We start from the raw sequence: 16143 nt of genomic DNA on the forward strand, positions 1-16143 counted from the left end.
GGTGCTGCTACCCCGCGGACGGACCGGTCTCGGGCACCAGCGCGCGCAGCTCCGGCGAGAGGTCGTCGTCGAGCTCGGCGATCAGCAGGGTGGCGTCCATCGCCTCGATCGCGGGGCCGATCAGCTCCGCCTTGGCGTTGCTGCTGAGGACCAGCAGCGCGGAGGTGCCCGGGGTGATCTGCTCGCGGACCCGGGCGATGAAGTCGTCGCTCACGCCACGACGCAGCCGGGCCACCAGGCCGCCGACCGCCCCACCGACGGCGGCGCCGGCGATCGGGGCCAGCACGAAGATGCCGGCCACCCCGCCCCAGAAGGCGCCCTTCGCACTGCCCTCGCCGGTGCCGTGCCGCAGCTGACGGACGGTCGGCTCGTCGGCGCCGGGCATCCAGATCAGCTCCACGGCGTCGTGGACGACCAGGGCGTCCTTCTGCTCCAGCCCCTTCAGCCGCAGCGCACCGGCCTCGGCGCCCACGGGTGTGTCGAAGCACCACACGGTCAGACTCGTCATCTCGTTCTCCCATCAGTCGACGAGGACCGCGCGGAGTGCGGCCTCCGGTGCGAGGCGCACGCCCTCGCCGGTGCCGAGCCGCCACACCGTGACGTCGCCACTCCTCCACCGTCGCGGCTGGCGGCGCGCGAGGGGTCACCCGTCCAGGGTGATCCTCAGAGCACCGTCTCGAACTCGGCGGCCTGGAGCGCGGTCGCGGCGCGGTCGGCCTCGGTGGCGCCCTCGGGGTGGACGGCGTCCATCGCGCCGCGGGTGGTCGAGACCCGGTTGCCGTGCTTGAGCGAGCGGGCGTAGACCCGCTGCCCGACCGGCTCGGCGGAGGCGAGCAGGTCGAAGGTGTCGCCGTCGTCCTCCAGGGCCATGGCGAGGAACCGCTCGCCGGTGTCGTCGAGGCGACCGATCACGACGGCGGACCGGCGTCCGCTGCGGCCGTGGCGCACGGCGTACGTCTCGATGGTGGCCCAGCCCTCGGGGTGCTCGGTGAAGGCCGGCGCCGGCCAGGAGGCGATCTCGGCCTGCAGCTCGCTGCTGCGGTCGGTGCGCCACGGCACGGGGCGCGCGGAGTAGACGCCGACGGAGTACTTCGCCTGCATGCCGCCGTTGGCGGTGACGAGACCGAGCTCGTCCGGGTCGGTGCGGCAGCGCTGGACCGCCTCCGCGATGGCGTGCATCGAGTAGTTGTTGCCGGCGCCGCCGAAGAAGGGCAGGCCGCCGGTCAGGGTGAAGCCGCGCGGGTCATCCGGCTCCAGCCCGAGGCCCTCCAGCACGGTGGACACCGCGACCGGGAAGCACGAGTAGAGGTCGAAGAACGTGACGTCGTCGAGCTCGGCGCCGGCGACCTCGAGCGCCTCGCGCACGGCGAGCGTGGCGGTCGGGTAGGTGCTCAGGTCCTCCCGGTCGAGGAGGTCGGGAGCGCGCAGGTCCGCGTGACCGTGCAGGAAGACCCACCTCTCCTCCGGTACGCCGAGCCGCCGCGCCGCGCCGACCGACATCAGCAGCGCCGCGGCGCCCTGGTTGACCTGGTCGCGCGCGATCAGGAACCGGGGGTAGGGGTCGACGATCGGCCGGTTGCGCTGGCTCGGGGTCGCCAGCTCCTCCGCCGTCCTCGCGGTCGGGGCCGCGGCCAGCGGGTTGACCGCCGCCACCTCGCTGAACGGCGCGAACAGCTCGCCCATGCCGGCGGCGTACTCCTCCAGGCTCTGTCCGACCCGAGCGCGGCGGGCGTTCTCGAAGAGCGCGTACTGGATCGGGGCGTCGGTCAGGCCGTGGACGGCGGTGTGCCAGGTGACCAGGCCGCGCAGGCCGGTGCCGCGGTCCTCCAGCTGACCACCGACCACCTCGGTGAAGTCGGGCGCGGCCTCGTGGTCCGTGAAGTGCCGGGTGGTCGAGATCGCCTCGGACCCGGCGACCAGGACGACGTCGCGCTCGCCGGTGGCGATGGCGGCCGCCATCTCGGTGACCAGCCGCTGCGGCGCCTGGCCGCCGACGACCTCGAGGACGGCGTACGCCGGGTCGGCGCCGATCCGGGCGGCCACCGCACGGGGGAAGTTGTCGGCGCGACCGAGCGGCGCCTCCGCGATCGGGGTGGAGGTCTCGAACTGGCGGACCCCGGCGATGGTGTCGATCTGGGCGGCGAGGTCGACCGTCGCCCCGGCATCGGCGAGGGCGTACGCCGCCGCGCGCCCCGCGAGGCCGACCGCGGACAGGCCCTCGTAGCCGGGCTCGTCGATGCGCTCGGCGCACTGGCCGACGCCGACGAGCACGGGGGTCCGGGGGTCGAGGTCGCTGGCGGGCATGGCGAGACCGTACGGCGGGGCCGGCCACCCGGTCCGGGTGGCCCCACCTCCCGAGACGACCGCCACGGTGATCGCGCGTGCTGCGGATCCGCTCAGCGCAGGTTGCGGACGATCTCCTCGACGCGGTCCTTGGCGTCGCCGAAGAGCATCTGTGAGTTGTCCTTGAAGAAGAGCGGGTTCTGCACGCCGGCGTACCCGGTCGCCATCGACCGCTTGAAGACGATCACGTCGCGGGCCTTCCAGACCTCGAGCACGGGCATCCCGGCGATCGGGCTGCCGGGCTCGTCGAGCGCGGCCGGGTTGACGGTGTCGTTGGCGCCGATGACCAGCACGACGTCGGTGTCGGCGAGGTCGTCGTTGATCTCGTCCATCTCCAGCACGATGTCGTAGGGGACCTTCGCCTCGGCGAGGAGCACGTTCATGTGGCCGGGCAGGCGACCGGCGACGGGGTGGATGCCGAAGCGGACGCTCACGCCCTGGGCGCGGAGCTTGGCGGTGAGCTCGGCGACGGGGTACTGCGCCTGCGCGACGGCCATGCCGTAGCCGGGGGTGATCACCACGGACGAGGCGTTGGCGAGCAGGTCGGCGACCGCGTCGGCCTGGATCTCGCGGTGCTCGCCGTAGTCGCGCTCCTCCCCGGAGACGGCGCCGTCGGAGCCGAAGCCACCGGCGATCACGGAGACGAAGGAGCGGTTCATGGCCGTGCACATGATGTAGCTGAGGATCGCACCCGAGGAGCCGACCAGGGAGCCGGTGATGATCAGCAGGTCGTTGTCGAGCAGGAAGCCGGCCGCGGCCGCGGCCCAGCCGGAGTAGCTGTTGAGCATCGACACCACGACGGGCATGTCGCCGCCGCCGATCGCGGCGACCAGGTGGAAGCCGAGGAAGAGCGCCAGCGCCAGCATCGCCAGCAGCGGGACCAGCGCGACCGGGTCGGCCGCGTAGCCGTCGTACGACATGAACCACACGAGCAGCGCCAGCGACGCCAGGAGGACCAGCAGGTTCAGGAGGTGCCGGTGGGGCAGCACGAGCGGGGAGGACCTCATCCGGCCGCTGAGCTTGAGGTTGGCCACGATCGACCCGGTGAGGGTGACGGCGCCGATGAAGACGCCGAGGAAGACCTCGACGTCGTGGATGGTGGCCTCCGCGCCGACCTGCGGTGCGTGGGGGTCGAGGAAGGAGTTGATCCCGACGAGCACGGCGGCGAGACCGACGAAGCTGTGCAGGATCGCGACCAGCTCGGGCATGCCGGTCATCTCGACCGTGCGCGCCCGCCAGGCGCCGATGGCGCCGCCGGCGCCCATCGCGAGCACGATGATCAGCAGCGTGACGCCGACGCCGTTGAGGTTGTCGCCGTCGTCGAGCTCCGCGTTCTGCGCGGCCTTGAGCAGCGTGGCCACCAGGGCCAGGCCCATGCCGGTCATGCCGGCGAGGTTGCCGGTCTTCGCGGTCTCGTGCTTGGACAGCCCGGCCAGCGCCCCGATGAAGAGCACGCCGGCGATGATGTAGAGGCCCTGGATGAGGCCGTCGAGGTGTTCCCAGGTCAGGAAGTCGGACACGTCGCTCAGTCCTTCCGGAACATCTCGAGCATCCGCAGCGTCACCAGGAACCCGCCGAAGATGTTGATGGAGGCGACCAGCACGGCGAGCGTCGCCATCACCGCGATGGCGGGGTTGGTCGAGCCGACCTGCAGGATGCCGCCGACCAGGATGATCCCGGAGATCGCGTTGGTCTCGCTCATGAGCGGCGTGTGCAGGGCGTGCGCGACGTTGGAGATCACGTAGTAGCCCACGAAGACGGCGAGGGTGAAGACCGTGAAGTGGCCCAGGAAGTCGGGCGGTGAGTACGTCGCTGCGAGCACGAACAGCACCGCGGCCAGGGCGCCGGCGAACACCTTGCGGCGCGGGTCCGGTGGTGGCTTCGGTGCGGCGGGCTCCCGAACGGCGGGCGCCGCCGCCGGTGCAGCGGAGACCTGGACCGGGGGCGGCGGCCACAGGGACGAGCCGTCATGGGCGACCGTGATGCCGCGCACGATGACGTCGTCGAGGTCCAGCGCGAGGACGCCGTCCTTCCCCGGGGTCATCAGCTTGAGCAGGTTGACCACGTTGGTGCCGTAGAGCTGCGAGGTCTGCGCCGCCAGCCGGCCCGGCAGGTCGGTGTAGCCGATGATCGTCACGCCGTTGGCGGTCACCACGACCTCGTCGGTCCGGGTGAGCTCGGTGTTGCCGCCGTTGGCGGCCGCCATGTCGACGATGACCGACCCGGTCCGCATCCCGGCGATGGTGTCGGCGGTGATCAGCTTCGGGGCCGGCCGGCCCGGGATCAGCGCGGTCGTGATGACGAGGTCCGCCGCGCGGGCCTCCTCGTCGTACATCACCGCGGTCGCGGCGACCTGGGCCTCGGTCATCTCCTTGGCGTAGCCGTCGGAGGAAGCAGTTGCCTCCATCGCCGGGTCATGGACGGTGACGAACTGCGCACCCATCGACTCGACCTGCTCGGCGACTTCGGGGCGGACGTCGAAGGCCCGCACGACCGCGCCCATGCTCCCGGCCGCCCCGAGGGCCGCCAGGCCGGCGACCCCGGCCCCGACGACGAAGACCCGGGCAGGCGGCACCTTGCCGGCCGCGGTGACCTGACCCGTGAACTGCCGGCCGAAGGAGTGCGCGCCCTCGATGACGGCGCGGTAGCCGGCCACGTTGGCCATCGAGCTCAGCACGTCCATCGACTGCGCGCGCGAGATCCGGGGCACGGCGTCCATCGCGAGCGCGGTGACGCCCGCCGTCGCGAGCGCCTCGACCAGCTCGGGGCTGCGCGCCGGCGCCATCATCGAGATCAGCACGGCGCCCGGTCGCAGCCGGCCGATCTCCTCGGTCGTCGGCGCGTTGACCTTCACCACGATGTCGCTGGACCAGACGTCGTCGGCGCCGCCGACGGTCACCTCGGCCGCGCCGTACGCCGCGTCGGGCTGGTCCGACGCCGCGCCGGCTCCGGACTCGACGACGACGTCGTACCCGAGCTTGTGCAGCTGGGCCGCCGAGGCGGCGGTGGCCGCGACCAGCGTCTCGCCGGGCTTGGACTCGTGGGGGATGCCGATTCGCACGGGTACTCCTTGTTCGTGGCTGCGGGTGACGCCGGCACTGCCTGGAACTCCGTCTGGCGCAGGTTAGAGCAGACGACGGCGAAGTCGTCCGCATCGAGTCCAAGATCTCAGCCCGAGGACGGTTGCGCGACGACCGCGCAGTCCCTAACCTGAACAGGTGTCCAATCACCTGCCCAGTTGCGTGGTCCGGGTCGGCGCAGAGCCGCGAGCTGTCCGATGACGGTCGCCACCGAGCCCATCGTCTTCGACCCCTACGACTACGCGTTCCAGGAGGACCCGTACCCCGTCTACCGGCGCTGCCGGGACGAGGAGCCGCTGCACCACAACCCGGAGCACGACTTCTGGGTGCTGACCCGGCACGCCGACATCCAGCACGCGATCCGCACCGAGGGCGTCTACTCCAACGCGATGGGGGTGTCGATCGACAAGAGCGCCTGGGGCCCGGACGCGCACAAGGTGATGTCCTTCCTCGGCATGGACCCCCCGCGCCAGAAGCGGCTGCGGTCGCTGGTCTCCAAGGGCTTCACGCCGCGCCGGGTGACCGAGCTCGCGCCGCGCATCCAGCAGCTGACGGACCACTACCTCGAGCAGTGCCTCGAGCGGGGGTCGTTCGACTGGATCGCCGACTTCGCCGGGCGGCTGCCGATGGACGTCATCTCCGAGATGATGGGCGTGCCGGAGGCCGACCGCGTCGAGGTACGCCGTCTCGCCGACCTCGTCGTGCACCGCGAGCCCGGCGTCCACGACGTGCCCCGGGCCGGCATGGAGGCCAGCCTCGACCTGGTCGTCTACTACGCCGACATGGTCGAGCAGCGCCGGAAGCGGCCGACCGACGACCTCACCAGCGCCCTGCTGGCCGCCGAGATCGACGGCGACCGGCTCACCGACGAGGAGATCATCGCCTTCCTCTTCCTGATGGTGGTCGCCGGCAACGAGACCACGACCAAGCTCCTCGGGCACGCGCTCTTCCACCTGACGCGGCACCCCGAGCAGTACGACCGGGTCTTCGCCGATCCGACGCAGCCCGCCGACCTGGTGGTGCCCTGGATCGAGGAGACCCTGCGCTACGACACCTCCAGCCAGATGGTCGCCCGGCACCTCCTGGAGGACGTCGAGGTCGAGGGCACCGTCGCCCCGGCGGGCTCCAAGCTGCTGCTGGTCATCGGCTCGGCCAACCGCGACGACCGGGTCTTCTCCGACCCCGACCGCTACGACATCCACCGCGACAAGGACGAGGTCGGGCAGCTCCTCAGCTTCGGCGGGGGCCGACACTTCTGCCTCGGCGCCAACCTGGCCCGACTCGAGGCGCAGATCGCGCTGCGCGAGGTCGTCCGGCGGGTCGACCGGGTCGCGGTCGACCACGACGCGTGCCGGCGGGTGCACTCCATCAACGTCCGGGGCTTCGCGTCGGTCCCGGTCACGATGTCGCGGCGCGCGGTGAGCCGCTGATGGCCCGCTTCGCCCACCCGGACCGTCGTCCGGCCGTGGTCACCGGCGCGTCGTCGGGGATCGGCGCCGCGACGGCGCTGACCCTGGCCGCGGCCGGTCACCCCGTCGCGCTCGGCGCGCGGCGGACCGACCGGCTCGACGAGCTCGCGACCCGGATCCGCAGCCAGGGCGGTGAGGTGGTCGCGCACGCGCTCGACCTCACCGACGACGAGTCCGTCGAGGGCTTCGCCGACCAGGTCGCCGCCGACCTCGGCGACGTCGAGATCGTGGTCAGCAACGCCGGGCTCGTCCAGCCCGGCACGACGTACGAGGTCGACACGGCGCAGTTCGCGCACGAGCTCGACCTCAACGTGGTCGGCGCCCAGCGGCTCGCGCGGGCGTTCGTCCCCGCGATGGTCGAGCGGCAGCGCGGCGACATCGTCTTCGTCTCCAGCGACGTGGCGGTGCGCGCCCGACCCTTCATGTCGTCGTACGCCGCCGGCAAGTGGGGGCTCGAGGGCCTCGCGCACGCGATGCAGATGGAGTTGGAGGGCACCGGCGTCCGCGCCTCGATCGTGCGCCCCGGGCCCACGCAGAGCGAGATGGGCAGTGCCTGGGCCGACGACGACGCGGCCTTCGTGATCACCCAGTGGGTCCGCTTCGGGTTGGCCCGGCACCCGCGGCTGCTCAAGGCGAGCGCGCTCGCCGACGCCATCACGACGATCGTCACGGCGCCTCGCGGCGTCCACCTCAACCTGATCGAAGTCACCCCCGAAGCCTCCGTGGAGCCCCGATGACAGTGACCACCGAGTCCGCGATCGCCGACATCCCCGAGGTGTCGTACGTCGTCGAGGACGACGGCTACGGCCACCTCGCGGAGATGCGGGTCGACCCGATCGGCCTCTTCGAGCGGGTGCGTGCCGAGTGCGGCGAGATCGGCCGCTTCCGGCTGGCCGACAAGGACGTCGTGCTGGTGTCGGGGGCGCAGGCCAACGAGCAGTTCTTCCGGGCGCCGGACTCGACGCTCGACCAGGCCGCGGCGTACCCCTTCATGACGCCGATCTTCGGCAAGGGCGTCGTCTTCGACGCCTCACCGGAGGAGCGCCAGCAGATGCTCAAGAACCAGGCGCTGCGCGGCGACATGATGCGCGGCCACGCCGCCACCATCGAGGCCGAGATCGACCGGATGGTCGCCGACTGGGGCGACGAGGGCGAGATCGACCTGCTCGACTGGTTCGCGGAGCTGACCATCTACACGACCTCGTCCTGCCTGATCGGCAAGCCCTTCCGCGAGGAGCTCGACTCCTCCTTCGCGCACCACTACCACGAGCTCGAGCAGGGCACGGACGCGATCGCGTATGTCGACCCGTACGCCGACATCGAGTCCTTCCGCCGGCGCGACGCCGCGCGCGAGAAGTTGGTCGATCTGGTGCAGGGGATCATCGACAAGCGGGTCGCCCGCGGCACGGTGCCGCGCGAGGACCGCGACCTGCTCGACGTGCTGATCTCGATCGACATGACCGCCGACTACATCACCGGGATCTTCATCTCCATGATGTTCGCCGGCCACCACACCTCCTCCGGCACGGCGTCGTGGGCGCTGATCGAGATGATGCGCAACCCCGACGTGATGGCGTCGGTCGTGGCCGAGCTCGACGACCTGTACGCCGACGGCTCGGAGGTCTCGTTCCAGGCCCTGCGGTCCATCCCGCGGCTCGAGGCCGCGCTCAAGGAGACGCTGCGCCTGCACCCGCCGCTGATCATCCTGATGCGCGTCGTGGCCGAGGAGATCGAGCTGGCCGGTCACACCATCTCGCCCGGGACCGTCGTGGCCGCGTCGCCCCGGGTGTCGAACCGGCTCGCCGAGGACTTCCCGGAGCCCGAGCGCTTCGACCCCTCGCGCTACCTCGACGAGCGCCAGGAGGACCTGCAGAACCGCTGGACCTGGATCCCCTTCGGCGCCGGCAAGCACCGCTGCGTCGGCAACGCGTTCGCGATGATGCAGATGAAGGCGATCTTCTCGGTGATCCTGCGCGACTACGAGTTCGAGATGGTCCAGCCGTCGGAGACCTACCGCGACGACGTCTCGAAGATGGTGATCCAGCTCCAGCAGCCGTGCCGGGTGAGGTACACGAGGCGCGACCGATGAGCTTCCGCGTCGTGGCCGACCTCGGCCTGTGCCAGGGGCACCAGATGTGCACCGGCGAGGCCCCGGACGTCTTCGGCTTCGACGACGCCGCCGACGAGGTCGTCGTCCTCCAGGAGCGTCCCGACGAGTCCCTGCGCCCGCAGGTCGACTCGGCCGTGAAGTACTGCCCAGCGATGGCGCTGGCCGTAGAGGAGGAACAGTGAGTCTCACCCGTGCGGAGATCGACGAGTTCTGGGAGACCTGGCTCGAGGTCAACCGGGAGGCCGAGCGGATCGGCGACTGGCGGATCATGGCCGAGTGGTACGCCGAGGACGCGACGTACGGCTGGATGTACTCCGTCGACGAGCACTTCATGGCGGTCGGCCGCGACCAGATCCGCGACTACGCCATCGGCATCGAGATGGACGGGTTCGACGGCTGGCACTACGACTACGTCTGCACGATGGTCGACGAGCAGAAGTCGATGGTGCTGGGCTTCTGGAAGCAGCGCTCCGGCATCGTCGACGACGAGACCGGGCGGGAGTACGAGATCCTCGGCATCGGCGGGTCGTGGTTCGGCCTCGAGCGTCAGGTCGGTGGCACCGACGACGGCCTGATCAAGTTCGCCTGGCAGCGCGACTGGTTCGACATGCCGTCGACCGCACACACCTTCATGGAGATCCTCAAGTCGGGCAAGGCACCCGACACCCTGCTGGAGCGGATCAAGGTCTCGGGACACGAGGTGCCCGGCCACTACCACCTCGCCGACCTGCCCTCGACGGTGTGGCCGCCGCCGGTCGAGGCCGGCGAGCACGTCACGCAGCAGCAGGCGCCGGAGGTCACCGCATGACGATCGCGACCCCCCCGGCCCAGCAGCTGATCGACGGCAGGCTCGTCGCGGCGTCGGACGGCACGACGTACCCGATCCTCGACCCGGCCACGGGTCAGGAGATCGGGCGCGCCCCCAACGGCACGGCAGCGGACGTCGAGGCCGCGGTCGCTGCCGCGCGTCGGGCCTTCGACGAGACCGCCTGGTCGACCGACGTCGAGCTCCGGGTGCGCTGCCTGCGCCAGCTCCACCAGGCGCTGCTCGACCACGCGGACACGTTCCGCGACCTGACGACCGCCGAGGTCGGCATGCCCGGGTTCATGATGGGCGCGGCCGGCTTCGACGTGCCCGTCGAGGGGCTGTCGTGGGTCACCCACCTGCTGGAGTCCTACGAGTTCGAGTCCGACCTCGGTGTCGCGAAGCCGATGGGTATCAGGAGCCGGCGCACCGTCCGCCGCGAGGCGGTCGGTGTCGTCGCTGCCATCACGCCGTGGAACGTGCCGACCCAGATCAACCTCGCGAAGGTGGGTCCGGCGCTCGCCGCCGGCTGCACGGTGGTGCTCAAGCCCGCGCCGGACACCCCGTGGGTGGCCGCCGAGCTGGGCCGCCTGGTCGCCGAGCACACCGACATCCCGGCGGGCGTCTTCAACGTCGTCACGCCGCTGTCCAACGAGGTCGCCGCCGCGCTGTCGACCGACCCGCGGGTCGACATGGTGTCCTTCACCGGCTCGACGCAGGTGGGGCGCGCCATCATGGCCGCGGCCGCGCCGACGTTGAAGAAGGTGTTCCTCGAGCTCGGCGGCAAGTCCGCCGCGATCGCGCTCGACGACGCCGACGTCTCCGCGGTCGCCGCCGCCACGGCGTTCACCGCCTGCATCCACGCCGGCCAGGGCTGCGCGATCACGACCCGGCTCGTCGTGCCGCGCGCGAAGTACGACGAGGCCGTCCAGGTCGCGGCGGCCACGATGGAGTCCATCGGCGCCAAGGACCCTGCCGACCCGGGTGCGATCTGTGGCCCGGTGATCTCCGCGGTCCAGCGCGACCGGGTGGAGGCCTACCTGCGGCTGGCCGAGCAGGAGGGCGGCACCTTCGCCACCGGTGGCCACGTGATCGACCAGCCAGGCTTCTGGGTCGAGCCGACCGTCATCGCCGGCCTCGACAACTCCTCGCGCCTGGCGCAGGAGGAGATCTTCGGCCCGGTGCTCGTGGTGATCCCGCACGACGGCGACGACGACGCCGTCCGGATCGCCAACGACTCGGCGTACGGCCTCTCCGGGTCGGTCGACTCCGGTGACGTCGAGCGCGCCACGGCCGTCGCCGCTCGGATCCGCACCGGCACCGTCGCCGTCAACGGCGGGGTGTGGTTCAGCCCGGACGCGCCGTTCGGTGGCTACAAGCAGTCGGGCATCGGCCGGGAGATGGGCGTCGCCGGCTTCGAGGAGTACCTCGAGATCAAGACCGTGGCCTTCCCCGCGTGAGCCTGCGAGCGCGCGGGCCGGCCAGCCGGTCGAGCCGCCCCGCGACCGAGGGACCAGGTCGCGACGGCGGGTCGGGACCGAGTGGACCGAGTGGGACGAGAGAGAGCAGGAACCCATGAGCAAGCGTTTCGAGAACAAGGTCGTCGTCGTCACCGGCGCCGCCCAGGGCATCGGTGAGGCCTACGCCAAGGCGCTCGGTGCCGAGGGCGCCTCCGTGGTCGTCGCCGACCTCAACGTCGAGTCCGGCGAGCGGGTCGCGCAGGAGATCGAGTCGGCCGGGGGCACGGCGCTCTTCGTGCGCACCGACGTCGCGTCGCACGAGTCGGCGGCCGCGATGGTCGAGGCCGCGGTGGCGGCGTACGGCGGGATCGACGGCCTGGTCAACAACGCGGCGATCTACGGCGACATGGCCTTCGACCTGCTGATCAGCGTCGACTGGGACTACTACAAGAAGTTCATGTCGGTGAACATGGACGGCGCGCTGGTGATGACCCGCGCGGTCTACCCGGAGATCCGCAAGCGCGGCGGCGGCTCGATCGTCAACCAGTCGAGCACCGCGGCGTACCTCTACTCGGGCTTCTACGGGCTGGCCAAGGTCGGGGTCAACGGCCTCACCCACCAGCTCGCGCACGAGCTGGGCGGCCTGCAGATCCGGGTCAACGCGATCGCCCCCGGTCCGACGGACACCGCGGCCACCCGCACCCAGGCCGGCGACGCGGCCAAGGACCTGGTCAAGGGGCTCGCGCTCAAGCGGATGGGCCAGCCCGAGGACATGGTCGGGGCCTGCCTCTTCCTGCTCTCCGACGAGTCGTCGTGGGTCACCGGGCAGATCATCGCCGTCGACGGCGGACAGACGTTCCGGGCATGAGCTCCGCCGTCATCAGGGTGGGCTTCGTCGGCCTCGGCAACATCGGCAAGCCGATGGCGCTGCGCCTCGCCTCGAGCGACGCGATCGAGCTCACCGTGTACGACGTCGCTCCGGCCCCGGTCGTCGAGCTCGAGCAGGCCGGGGCCCGAGCCGCGTCCAGTGTCGCCGAGCTGGCCGCCGAGGTCGACGTCGTGTGCGTGATGGTGCGCGACGACGACCAGGTGCGCGAGGTGCTGGGGGAGATCCTCGGCGTGGGTGGCGACGGGCAGACGGTCGTCATCCACTCGACGGTCGGCCCCGACACCCCGGCCCAGCTCGAGGACACCGCAGGGCGGCACGGGGTCAAGGTCGTCGACGCACCGGTCAGCGGCGGCGCGATGGGTGCCGCGGACGGCACGCTCGCGATCATGGTGGGTGGGACCGACGAGGCGTTCGCGGCCGCCCGCCCGGCGCTCGACGTCATGGGCTCGCTGGTGACCCACGCCGGCCCGATCGGCTCCGGCACGAAGCTCAAGCTGGCCCGCAACCTCATGCACTTCGTGGCCTTCACCGCCGCGACCGAGGCGCAGCGCCTCGCGGAGGCCGCGGGCCTCGACCTGGTCGAGCTCGGCAAGGTGGTGCGACACACCGACGCGATCACCGGCGGACCGGGTGCGATCATGCATCGCGCGACGACCGCGCCGATCGCCGAGGACGACTTCTGGTACGGCGTCTTCCAACACGTGGCAGCGCTGGGGGAGAAGGACCTGACCTTCGCCATCGCGCTCGCGGACGAGCTCGACGTCGACGTACCCATGGCACGTGAGGCACTGGACAGACTCGGAAGGGGACTGGGGCTATGACCGGCAAGTTCGACGACCTCCCGGAGCAGCGCCGCATCGGCCTGGAGAAGATGGAGGAGGTCTACGGCTTCGACATGACCGACGGTGCCGGCGACTTCTTCGGCATCACCGCCGACCACCTCTTCGCCGAGATCTGGAAGCGGCCGGGCCTCTCCGACCGCGACCGGCGGCTGCTGCTGATCGGCCTGCTGGCCGGCACCGGCGGGCACGACGTGCTGACGATCCAGATCCCCGCGGCGTACAAGAACGGCGAGCTCGACGACGAGCAGCTGCGCGAGATCGTCATCTTCCTGTGCCACTACGCCGGCTGGCCGAACGGGGCCCGCATCAACTCGATCGTCGAGGACACCATCGCCCAGGCCAAGCGGAGGGCCGCCCGCGACGGCCGCGACTAGGATGAGGGACCCATGTCCAGCCAGATGTCCACGGTGCCGCGGCAGAACCTGAACCCGCGGCAGGCCGAAACGGTCGAGAGGCTCTTCGGCGAGGCCGCGGTCCTCCTCGAGGAGGTCGGCCACGAGCAGCTCACGATCCGGATGGTCGCGGCCCGCGCGGGCGTGTCGCCCGCGACGGCGTACACCTACTTCGCCTCCAAGGACCACCTGTTCGCCGAGCTGTTCTGGCGTCTGGTCAACGCCGACGAGGGCCCCCAGCTCACCGGAGGCACGCCGACCGAGCGGCTCCGGCAGCTCGTCCGGCACCTGGCCGAGCTGGTCGCCGCCGCGCCCGCGCTGGCCGGCGCGGTCAACAAGAGCCTGCTGGGGTCGGATCCCGAAGTGGACCGGCTCCGTCGCGACATCGGTCTGCTGTGGGTCGACCGCTTCCGCGAGGCCATCGGCCCGGACGCCGACCCGGAGCTGATCACGACCCTGACGCTGGTCATCAGCGGGGGGATGCTGCAGGCCGGGGTGGGTGTGTTCACCTACGCCGAGCTCGGTGACACGCTCGAGACTGCGGTCGACGTGATCATGACGGGCCGGGGCCCGGACGGCTCCCGGTGAGCCTGCGGACGGCCTTGCGATGCTGATTCTGGGCGGGTCGCGGATATAGTTCGCGCCGTGCGTGGGGAGGTGCGGAAGGTCCGGAGAGCCGACATCCAGGGACTCCGCGCCCTCGCGGTCACCCTGGTGGTGCTGGCCCACGCCGGCGTCCCGCACCTCGCCGGTGGCTTCATCGGCGTCGACGTCTTCTTCGTGATCTCGGGCTTCCTGATCACCGGTCTGCTGCTCCGCGAGCAGGCCAGTCGCGGCAGGATCTCGATCCCGAGCTTCTACGGGCGGCGGGCCCTGCGGATCCTGCCCGCGGCCACGGTCGTGCTGATCAGCGTGGTCGCGCTGCTGTCCGTGACCGCCTCGACGACCCGGGTGGACCGGGCGGCCCACGACGCGGGCTGGTCGGCGCTCTCGCTGGCCAACGTGCACTTCGCCCGGATCGGCACCGACTACTTCGCCGACCAGACGCCCTCGCCGTTCCAGCACTTCTGGTCGCTGGCCGTGGAGGAGCAGTTCTACCTGGTCTGGCCCCTGCTCCTCGCGCTCGCCGCCCCCCGGCTGAGCCGACGGGCGCTGCCGTGGGCGGTCGGCGTGCTCTTCCTCGCCTCGCTGGTGTGGTCGATGGTCGACACCGCGAGCTCGCCGGTCGCGGCGTACTTCTCCTCCACCGCCCGCGCCTACGAGCTCCTCGGCGGTGTGATCCTCGCCATCGTCATGGAGCGACGGACGCTGCCGGACCGGTTCAGCGGTCCGGTCGCCCTCGCGGGCCTCGTCCTCGTCCTCGTCGCGGCCGTCGAGCTGAGCGCCGGAGCCGCCTTCCCGGGCTACCTCGGCCTGGTCCCGGTGGCCGGAGCGGTGCTGCTGCTGCTGGCGGGTACGGCGTCGCGGCCCGGCCTGGTCAGCCGCGGGCTGGGCGTCCGGCCGCTGACCTTCGTCGGAGACATCTCCTACTCGCTCTACCTGTGGCACTGGCCGGTCCTGATCCTGGGGCGCGACGCGTTGCCGGCCGGCTGGAGCAGGCCGGTGGAGACCGTGGTGCTGATCGCCGTCTCCGTCGCGCTCGCGACCCTGTCGTACTACTTCGTCGAGCGGCCGTTCCTCGACGCCAAGAGGCTCTTCGCCGGCGCCCGCCGCGCGCTCGTGCTGTGGCCGGTGGCGCTGGCCACCGTCGCCGTCACCTGCTTCGCCGGCCAGGCCTACAGCGGTCACGTCGAGGACGTCCGTCAGGACGAGGCCAGCCAGTGGTTCGAGCAGCACCAGGACAAGATCCCCACGGGCATCAAGGCGGACCCCCGGGCCACCGGCAAGCAGGGTGTCGCGGTCAGCAAGCGCATCGGTGCGGCCCTCGCGCTGGTCGACGAGGGGGCCCCGATCCCTCCCGGCCTCGACGTCGCCGCCCTCGGCAAGGACAACTGGCACCGCAAGTTCGGCTGCGCCGCCGGATTCACCGAGGTCAAGGTGCGCCACTGCGTGTACGGCGACCCGGACGCGAGCACCGTCGTCGCCGTCGTGGGCGACTCCCACGCCGGCCACTGGATGCCCGCGCTGGACCTGCTCGGTCGACGCCAGCACTTCCAGCTGGTGCCGGTCATCAAGGTCGGCTGCTCCGCCTTCGACGTCAAGCAGGAGTTCGCGGCCATGCCGCAGGACAAGTGCGACGCCTTCCGCACGTGGTCGCGCCAGGAGCTCGACCGCCTGGACCCCGACGTGATCATCGCGAGCACTCGGGCCGAGCTGTGGATGAAGCCCCAGGGGGGCAAGAGCGTCGACCAGCAGTGGCGGGAGGGCGTCAAGAAGGGCGTCCGGGCGCTGAGTGCCCTCGCCCCGGACGTGGCCGTCTTCAGCGACATCCCGCACCGCCCCGACCCCGACGAGTGCCTCGCCGCCCCGGACGCGATCCAGCGGGACTGCATGACCACGGAGAAGATCCCCGGCACGAAGTTCAACCACGTCACCAAGTCCGCCCTCGCGGGGACCGACGCCCACTGGATCGAGGTGGTGCCGCTGGTCTGCTACCGGGGTCGCTGCCCCGAGGTCGTCGACGACAAGCCCGTGTACTACGACGACAGCCACCTGTCCGTCACCTGGGCGCGGCACATCGGCCCGGGACTCGGCGAGCTGCTCGGCGACACCATGAAGGCGTCGCGCCGCGCGGGCTGAGGCACCCTGTTGCG

At 71.4% G+C, this 16143-nt stretch carries 15 protein-coding genes; 11 read left to right on the forward strand and 4 right to left on the reverse strand.

Annotated elements, in window-relative coordinates; all coding sequences use genetic code 11:
* Nucleotides 1–7: 7 nt before the first annotated feature.
* From N542_RS0117045 to N542_RS0117060, 4 genes are all read right to left on the reverse strand, one after another.
* Nucleotides 8–508, reverse strand: a complete 501-nt coding sequence (locus tag N542_RS0117045) for a DUF1269 domain-containing protein (RefSeq protein ID WP_028644962.1) — start codon at nucleotides 506–508, stop codon at nucleotides 8–10.
* Between the two features lie 155 nt (nucleotides 509–663).
* Complete coding sequence (locus N542_RS25365; RefSeq protein ID WP_081795270.1) at nucleotides 664–2304, reverse strand: acetyl-CoA acetyltransferase; 1641 nt, start codon at nucleotides 2302–2304, stop codon at nucleotides 664–666.
* Nucleotides 2305–2396: 92 nt separating this feature from the next.
* Nucleotides 2397–3863: a Re/Si-specific NAD(P)(+) transhydrogenase subunit beta gene (gene pntB, locus N542_RS0117055; protein WP_231482709.1), complete on the reverse strand. Its 1467-nt coding sequence runs from the start codon at nucleotides 3861–3863 to the stop codon at nucleotides 2397–2399.
* Between the two features lie 5 nt (nucleotides 3864–3868).
* Nucleotides 3869–5404 (reverse strand): Re/Si-specific NAD(P)(+) transhydrogenase subunit alpha, encoded by a 1536-nt coding sequence (locus tag N542_RS0117060; protein WP_028644964.1) that lies wholly within the window; start codon nucleotides 5402–5404, stop codon nucleotides 3869–3871.
* 216 nt (nucleotides 5405–5620) lie between these two features.
* Between N542_RS0117060 and N542_RS0117065 the strand changes: the two genes are divergently transcribed.
* The 11 genes from N542_RS0117065 (at nucleotide 5621) to N542_RS0117115 (ending at nucleotide 16129) form a co-directional block, all read left to right on the forward strand.
* On the forward strand, nucleotides 5621–6853 hold the full coding sequence (locus N542_RS0117065; protein WP_028644965.1) for a cytochrome P450: 1233 nt from the start codon (nucleotides 5621–5623) through the stop codon (nucleotides 6851–6853).
* On the forward strand, nucleotides 6853–7629 hold the full coding sequence (locus N542_RS0117070) for an SDR family oxidoreductase (protein WP_028644966.1): 777 nt from the start codon (nucleotides 6853–6855) through the stop codon (nucleotides 7627–7629). The genes N542_RS0117065 and N542_RS0117070 overlap by 1 nt, the downstream gene beginning before the upstream one ends.
* Complete coding sequence (locus N542_RS0117075) at nucleotides 7626–8981, forward strand: cytochrome P450 (protein ID WP_081795256.1); 1356 nt, start codon at nucleotides 7626–7628, stop codon at nucleotides 8979–8981. Before N542_RS0117070 ends, N542_RS0117075 begins: the two co-directional genes overlap by 4 nt.
* Nucleotides 8978–9184 carry a ferredoxin gene (locus N542_RS0117080; protein WP_028644968.1) on the forward strand — a complete coding sequence of 69 codons (207 nt, stop codon included), beginning with the start codon at nucleotides 8978–8980 and terminating at the stop codon, nucleotides 9182–9184. The genes N542_RS0117075 and N542_RS0117080 overlap by 4 nt, the downstream gene beginning before the upstream one ends.
* Entirely contained in the window at nucleotides 9181–9810 is a 630-nt protein-coding gene (locus N542_RS25370) for a hypothetical protein (RefSeq protein WP_051551949.1), read from the forward strand. Before N542_RS0117080 ends, N542_RS25370 begins: the two co-directional genes overlap by 4 nt.
* Complete coding sequence (locus N542_RS0117090; RefSeq protein WP_028644969.1) at nucleotides 9807–11267, forward strand: aldehyde dehydrogenase; 1461 nt, start codon at nucleotides 9807–9809, stop codon at nucleotides 11265–11267. Before N542_RS25370 ends, N542_RS0117090 begins: the two co-directional genes overlap by 4 nt.
* 115 nt (nucleotides 11268–11382) lie before the next feature.
* Nucleotides 11383–12135, forward strand: coding sequence for an SDR family oxidoreductase (locus N542_RS0117095; RefSeq protein ID WP_028644970.1), 753 nt, complete (start codon nucleotides 11383–11385; stop codon nucleotides 12133–12135).
* Entirely contained in the window at nucleotides 12081–12977 is an 897-nt protein-coding gene (locus tag N542_RS0117100; RefSeq protein WP_231482710.1) for an NAD(P)-dependent oxidoreductase, read from the forward strand. Before N542_RS0117095 ends, N542_RS0117100 begins: the two co-directional genes overlap by 55 nt.
* Nucleotides 12974–13372, forward strand: coding sequence for a carboxymuconolactone decarboxylase family protein (locus N542_RS0117105; protein WP_028644972.1), 399 nt, complete (start codon nucleotides 12974–12976; stop codon nucleotides 13370–13372). The genes N542_RS0117100 and N542_RS0117105 overlap by 4 nt, the downstream gene beginning before the upstream one ends.
* A gap of 12 nt (nucleotides 13373–13384) precedes the next feature.
* Nucleotides 13385–13978 carry a TetR/AcrR family transcriptional regulator gene (locus N542_RS0117110; RefSeq protein ID WP_028644973.1) on the forward strand — a complete coding sequence of 198 codons (594 nt, stop codon included), beginning with the start codon at nucleotides 13385–13387 and terminating at the stop codon, nucleotides 13976–13978.
* Nucleotides 13979–14035: 57 nt separating this feature from the next.
* Nucleotides 14036–16129 carry an acyltransferase family protein gene (locus N542_RS0117115; RefSeq protein WP_197026000.1) on the forward strand — a complete coding sequence of 698 codons (2094 nt, stop codon included), beginning with the start codon at nucleotides 14036–14038 and terminating at the stop codon, nucleotides 16127–16129.
* The last annotated feature ends 14 nt before the right edge of the window (nucleotides 16130–16143 follow it).

The organism is Nocardioides sp. URHA0020 (assembly GCF_000620705.1).
GTDB lineage: Bacteria > Actinomycetota > Actinomycetes > Propionibacteriales > Nocardioidaceae > Nocardioides.

Excerpts from the sequence above, each read along its gene's own strand:
- N542_RS0117065 (WP_028644965.1), top strand. The coding sequence starts at position 5,621 with ATGACGGTCGCCACCGAGCCCATCGTCTTCGACCCCTACGACTACGCG.
- N542_RS0117070 (WP_028644966.1), top strand. The coding sequence starts at position 6,853 with ATGGCCCGCTTCGCCCACCCGGACCGTCGTCCGGCCGTGGTCACCGGC.
- N542_RS0117095 (WP_028644970.1), top strand. The coding sequence starts at position 11,383 with ATGAGCAAGCGTTTCGAGAACAAGGTCGTCGTCGTCACCGGCGCCGCC.
- N542_RS0117105 (WP_028644972.1), top strand. The coding sequence starts at position 12,974 with ATGACCGGCAAGTTCGACGACCTCCCGGAGCAGCGCCGCATCGGCCTG.
- N542_RS0117110 (WP_028644973.1), top strand. The coding sequence starts at position 13,385 with ATGTCCAGCCAGATGTCCACGGTGCCGCGGCAGAACCTGAACCCGCGG.
- N542_RS0117075 (WP_081795256.1), top strand. The coding sequence starts at position 7,626 with ATGACAGTGACCACCGAGTCCGCGATCGCCGACATCCCCGAGGTGTCG.
- N542_RS0117080 (WP_028644968.1), top strand. The coding sequence starts at position 8,978 with ATGAGCTTCCGCGTCGTGGCCGACCTCGGCCTGTGCCAGGGGCACCAG.
- N542_RS25365 (WP_081795270.1), bottom strand. The coding sequence starts at position 2,304 with ATGCCCGCCAGCGACCTCGACCCCCGGACCCCCGTGCTCGTCGGCGTC.
- N542_RS0117045 (WP_028644962.1), bottom strand. The coding sequence starts at position 508 with ATGACGAGTCTGACCGTGTGGTGCTTCGACACACCCGTGGGCGCCGAG.
- N542_RS0117090 (WP_028644969.1), top strand. The coding sequence starts at position 9,807 with ATGACGATCGCGACCCCCCCGGCCCAGCAGCTGATCGACGGCAGGCTC.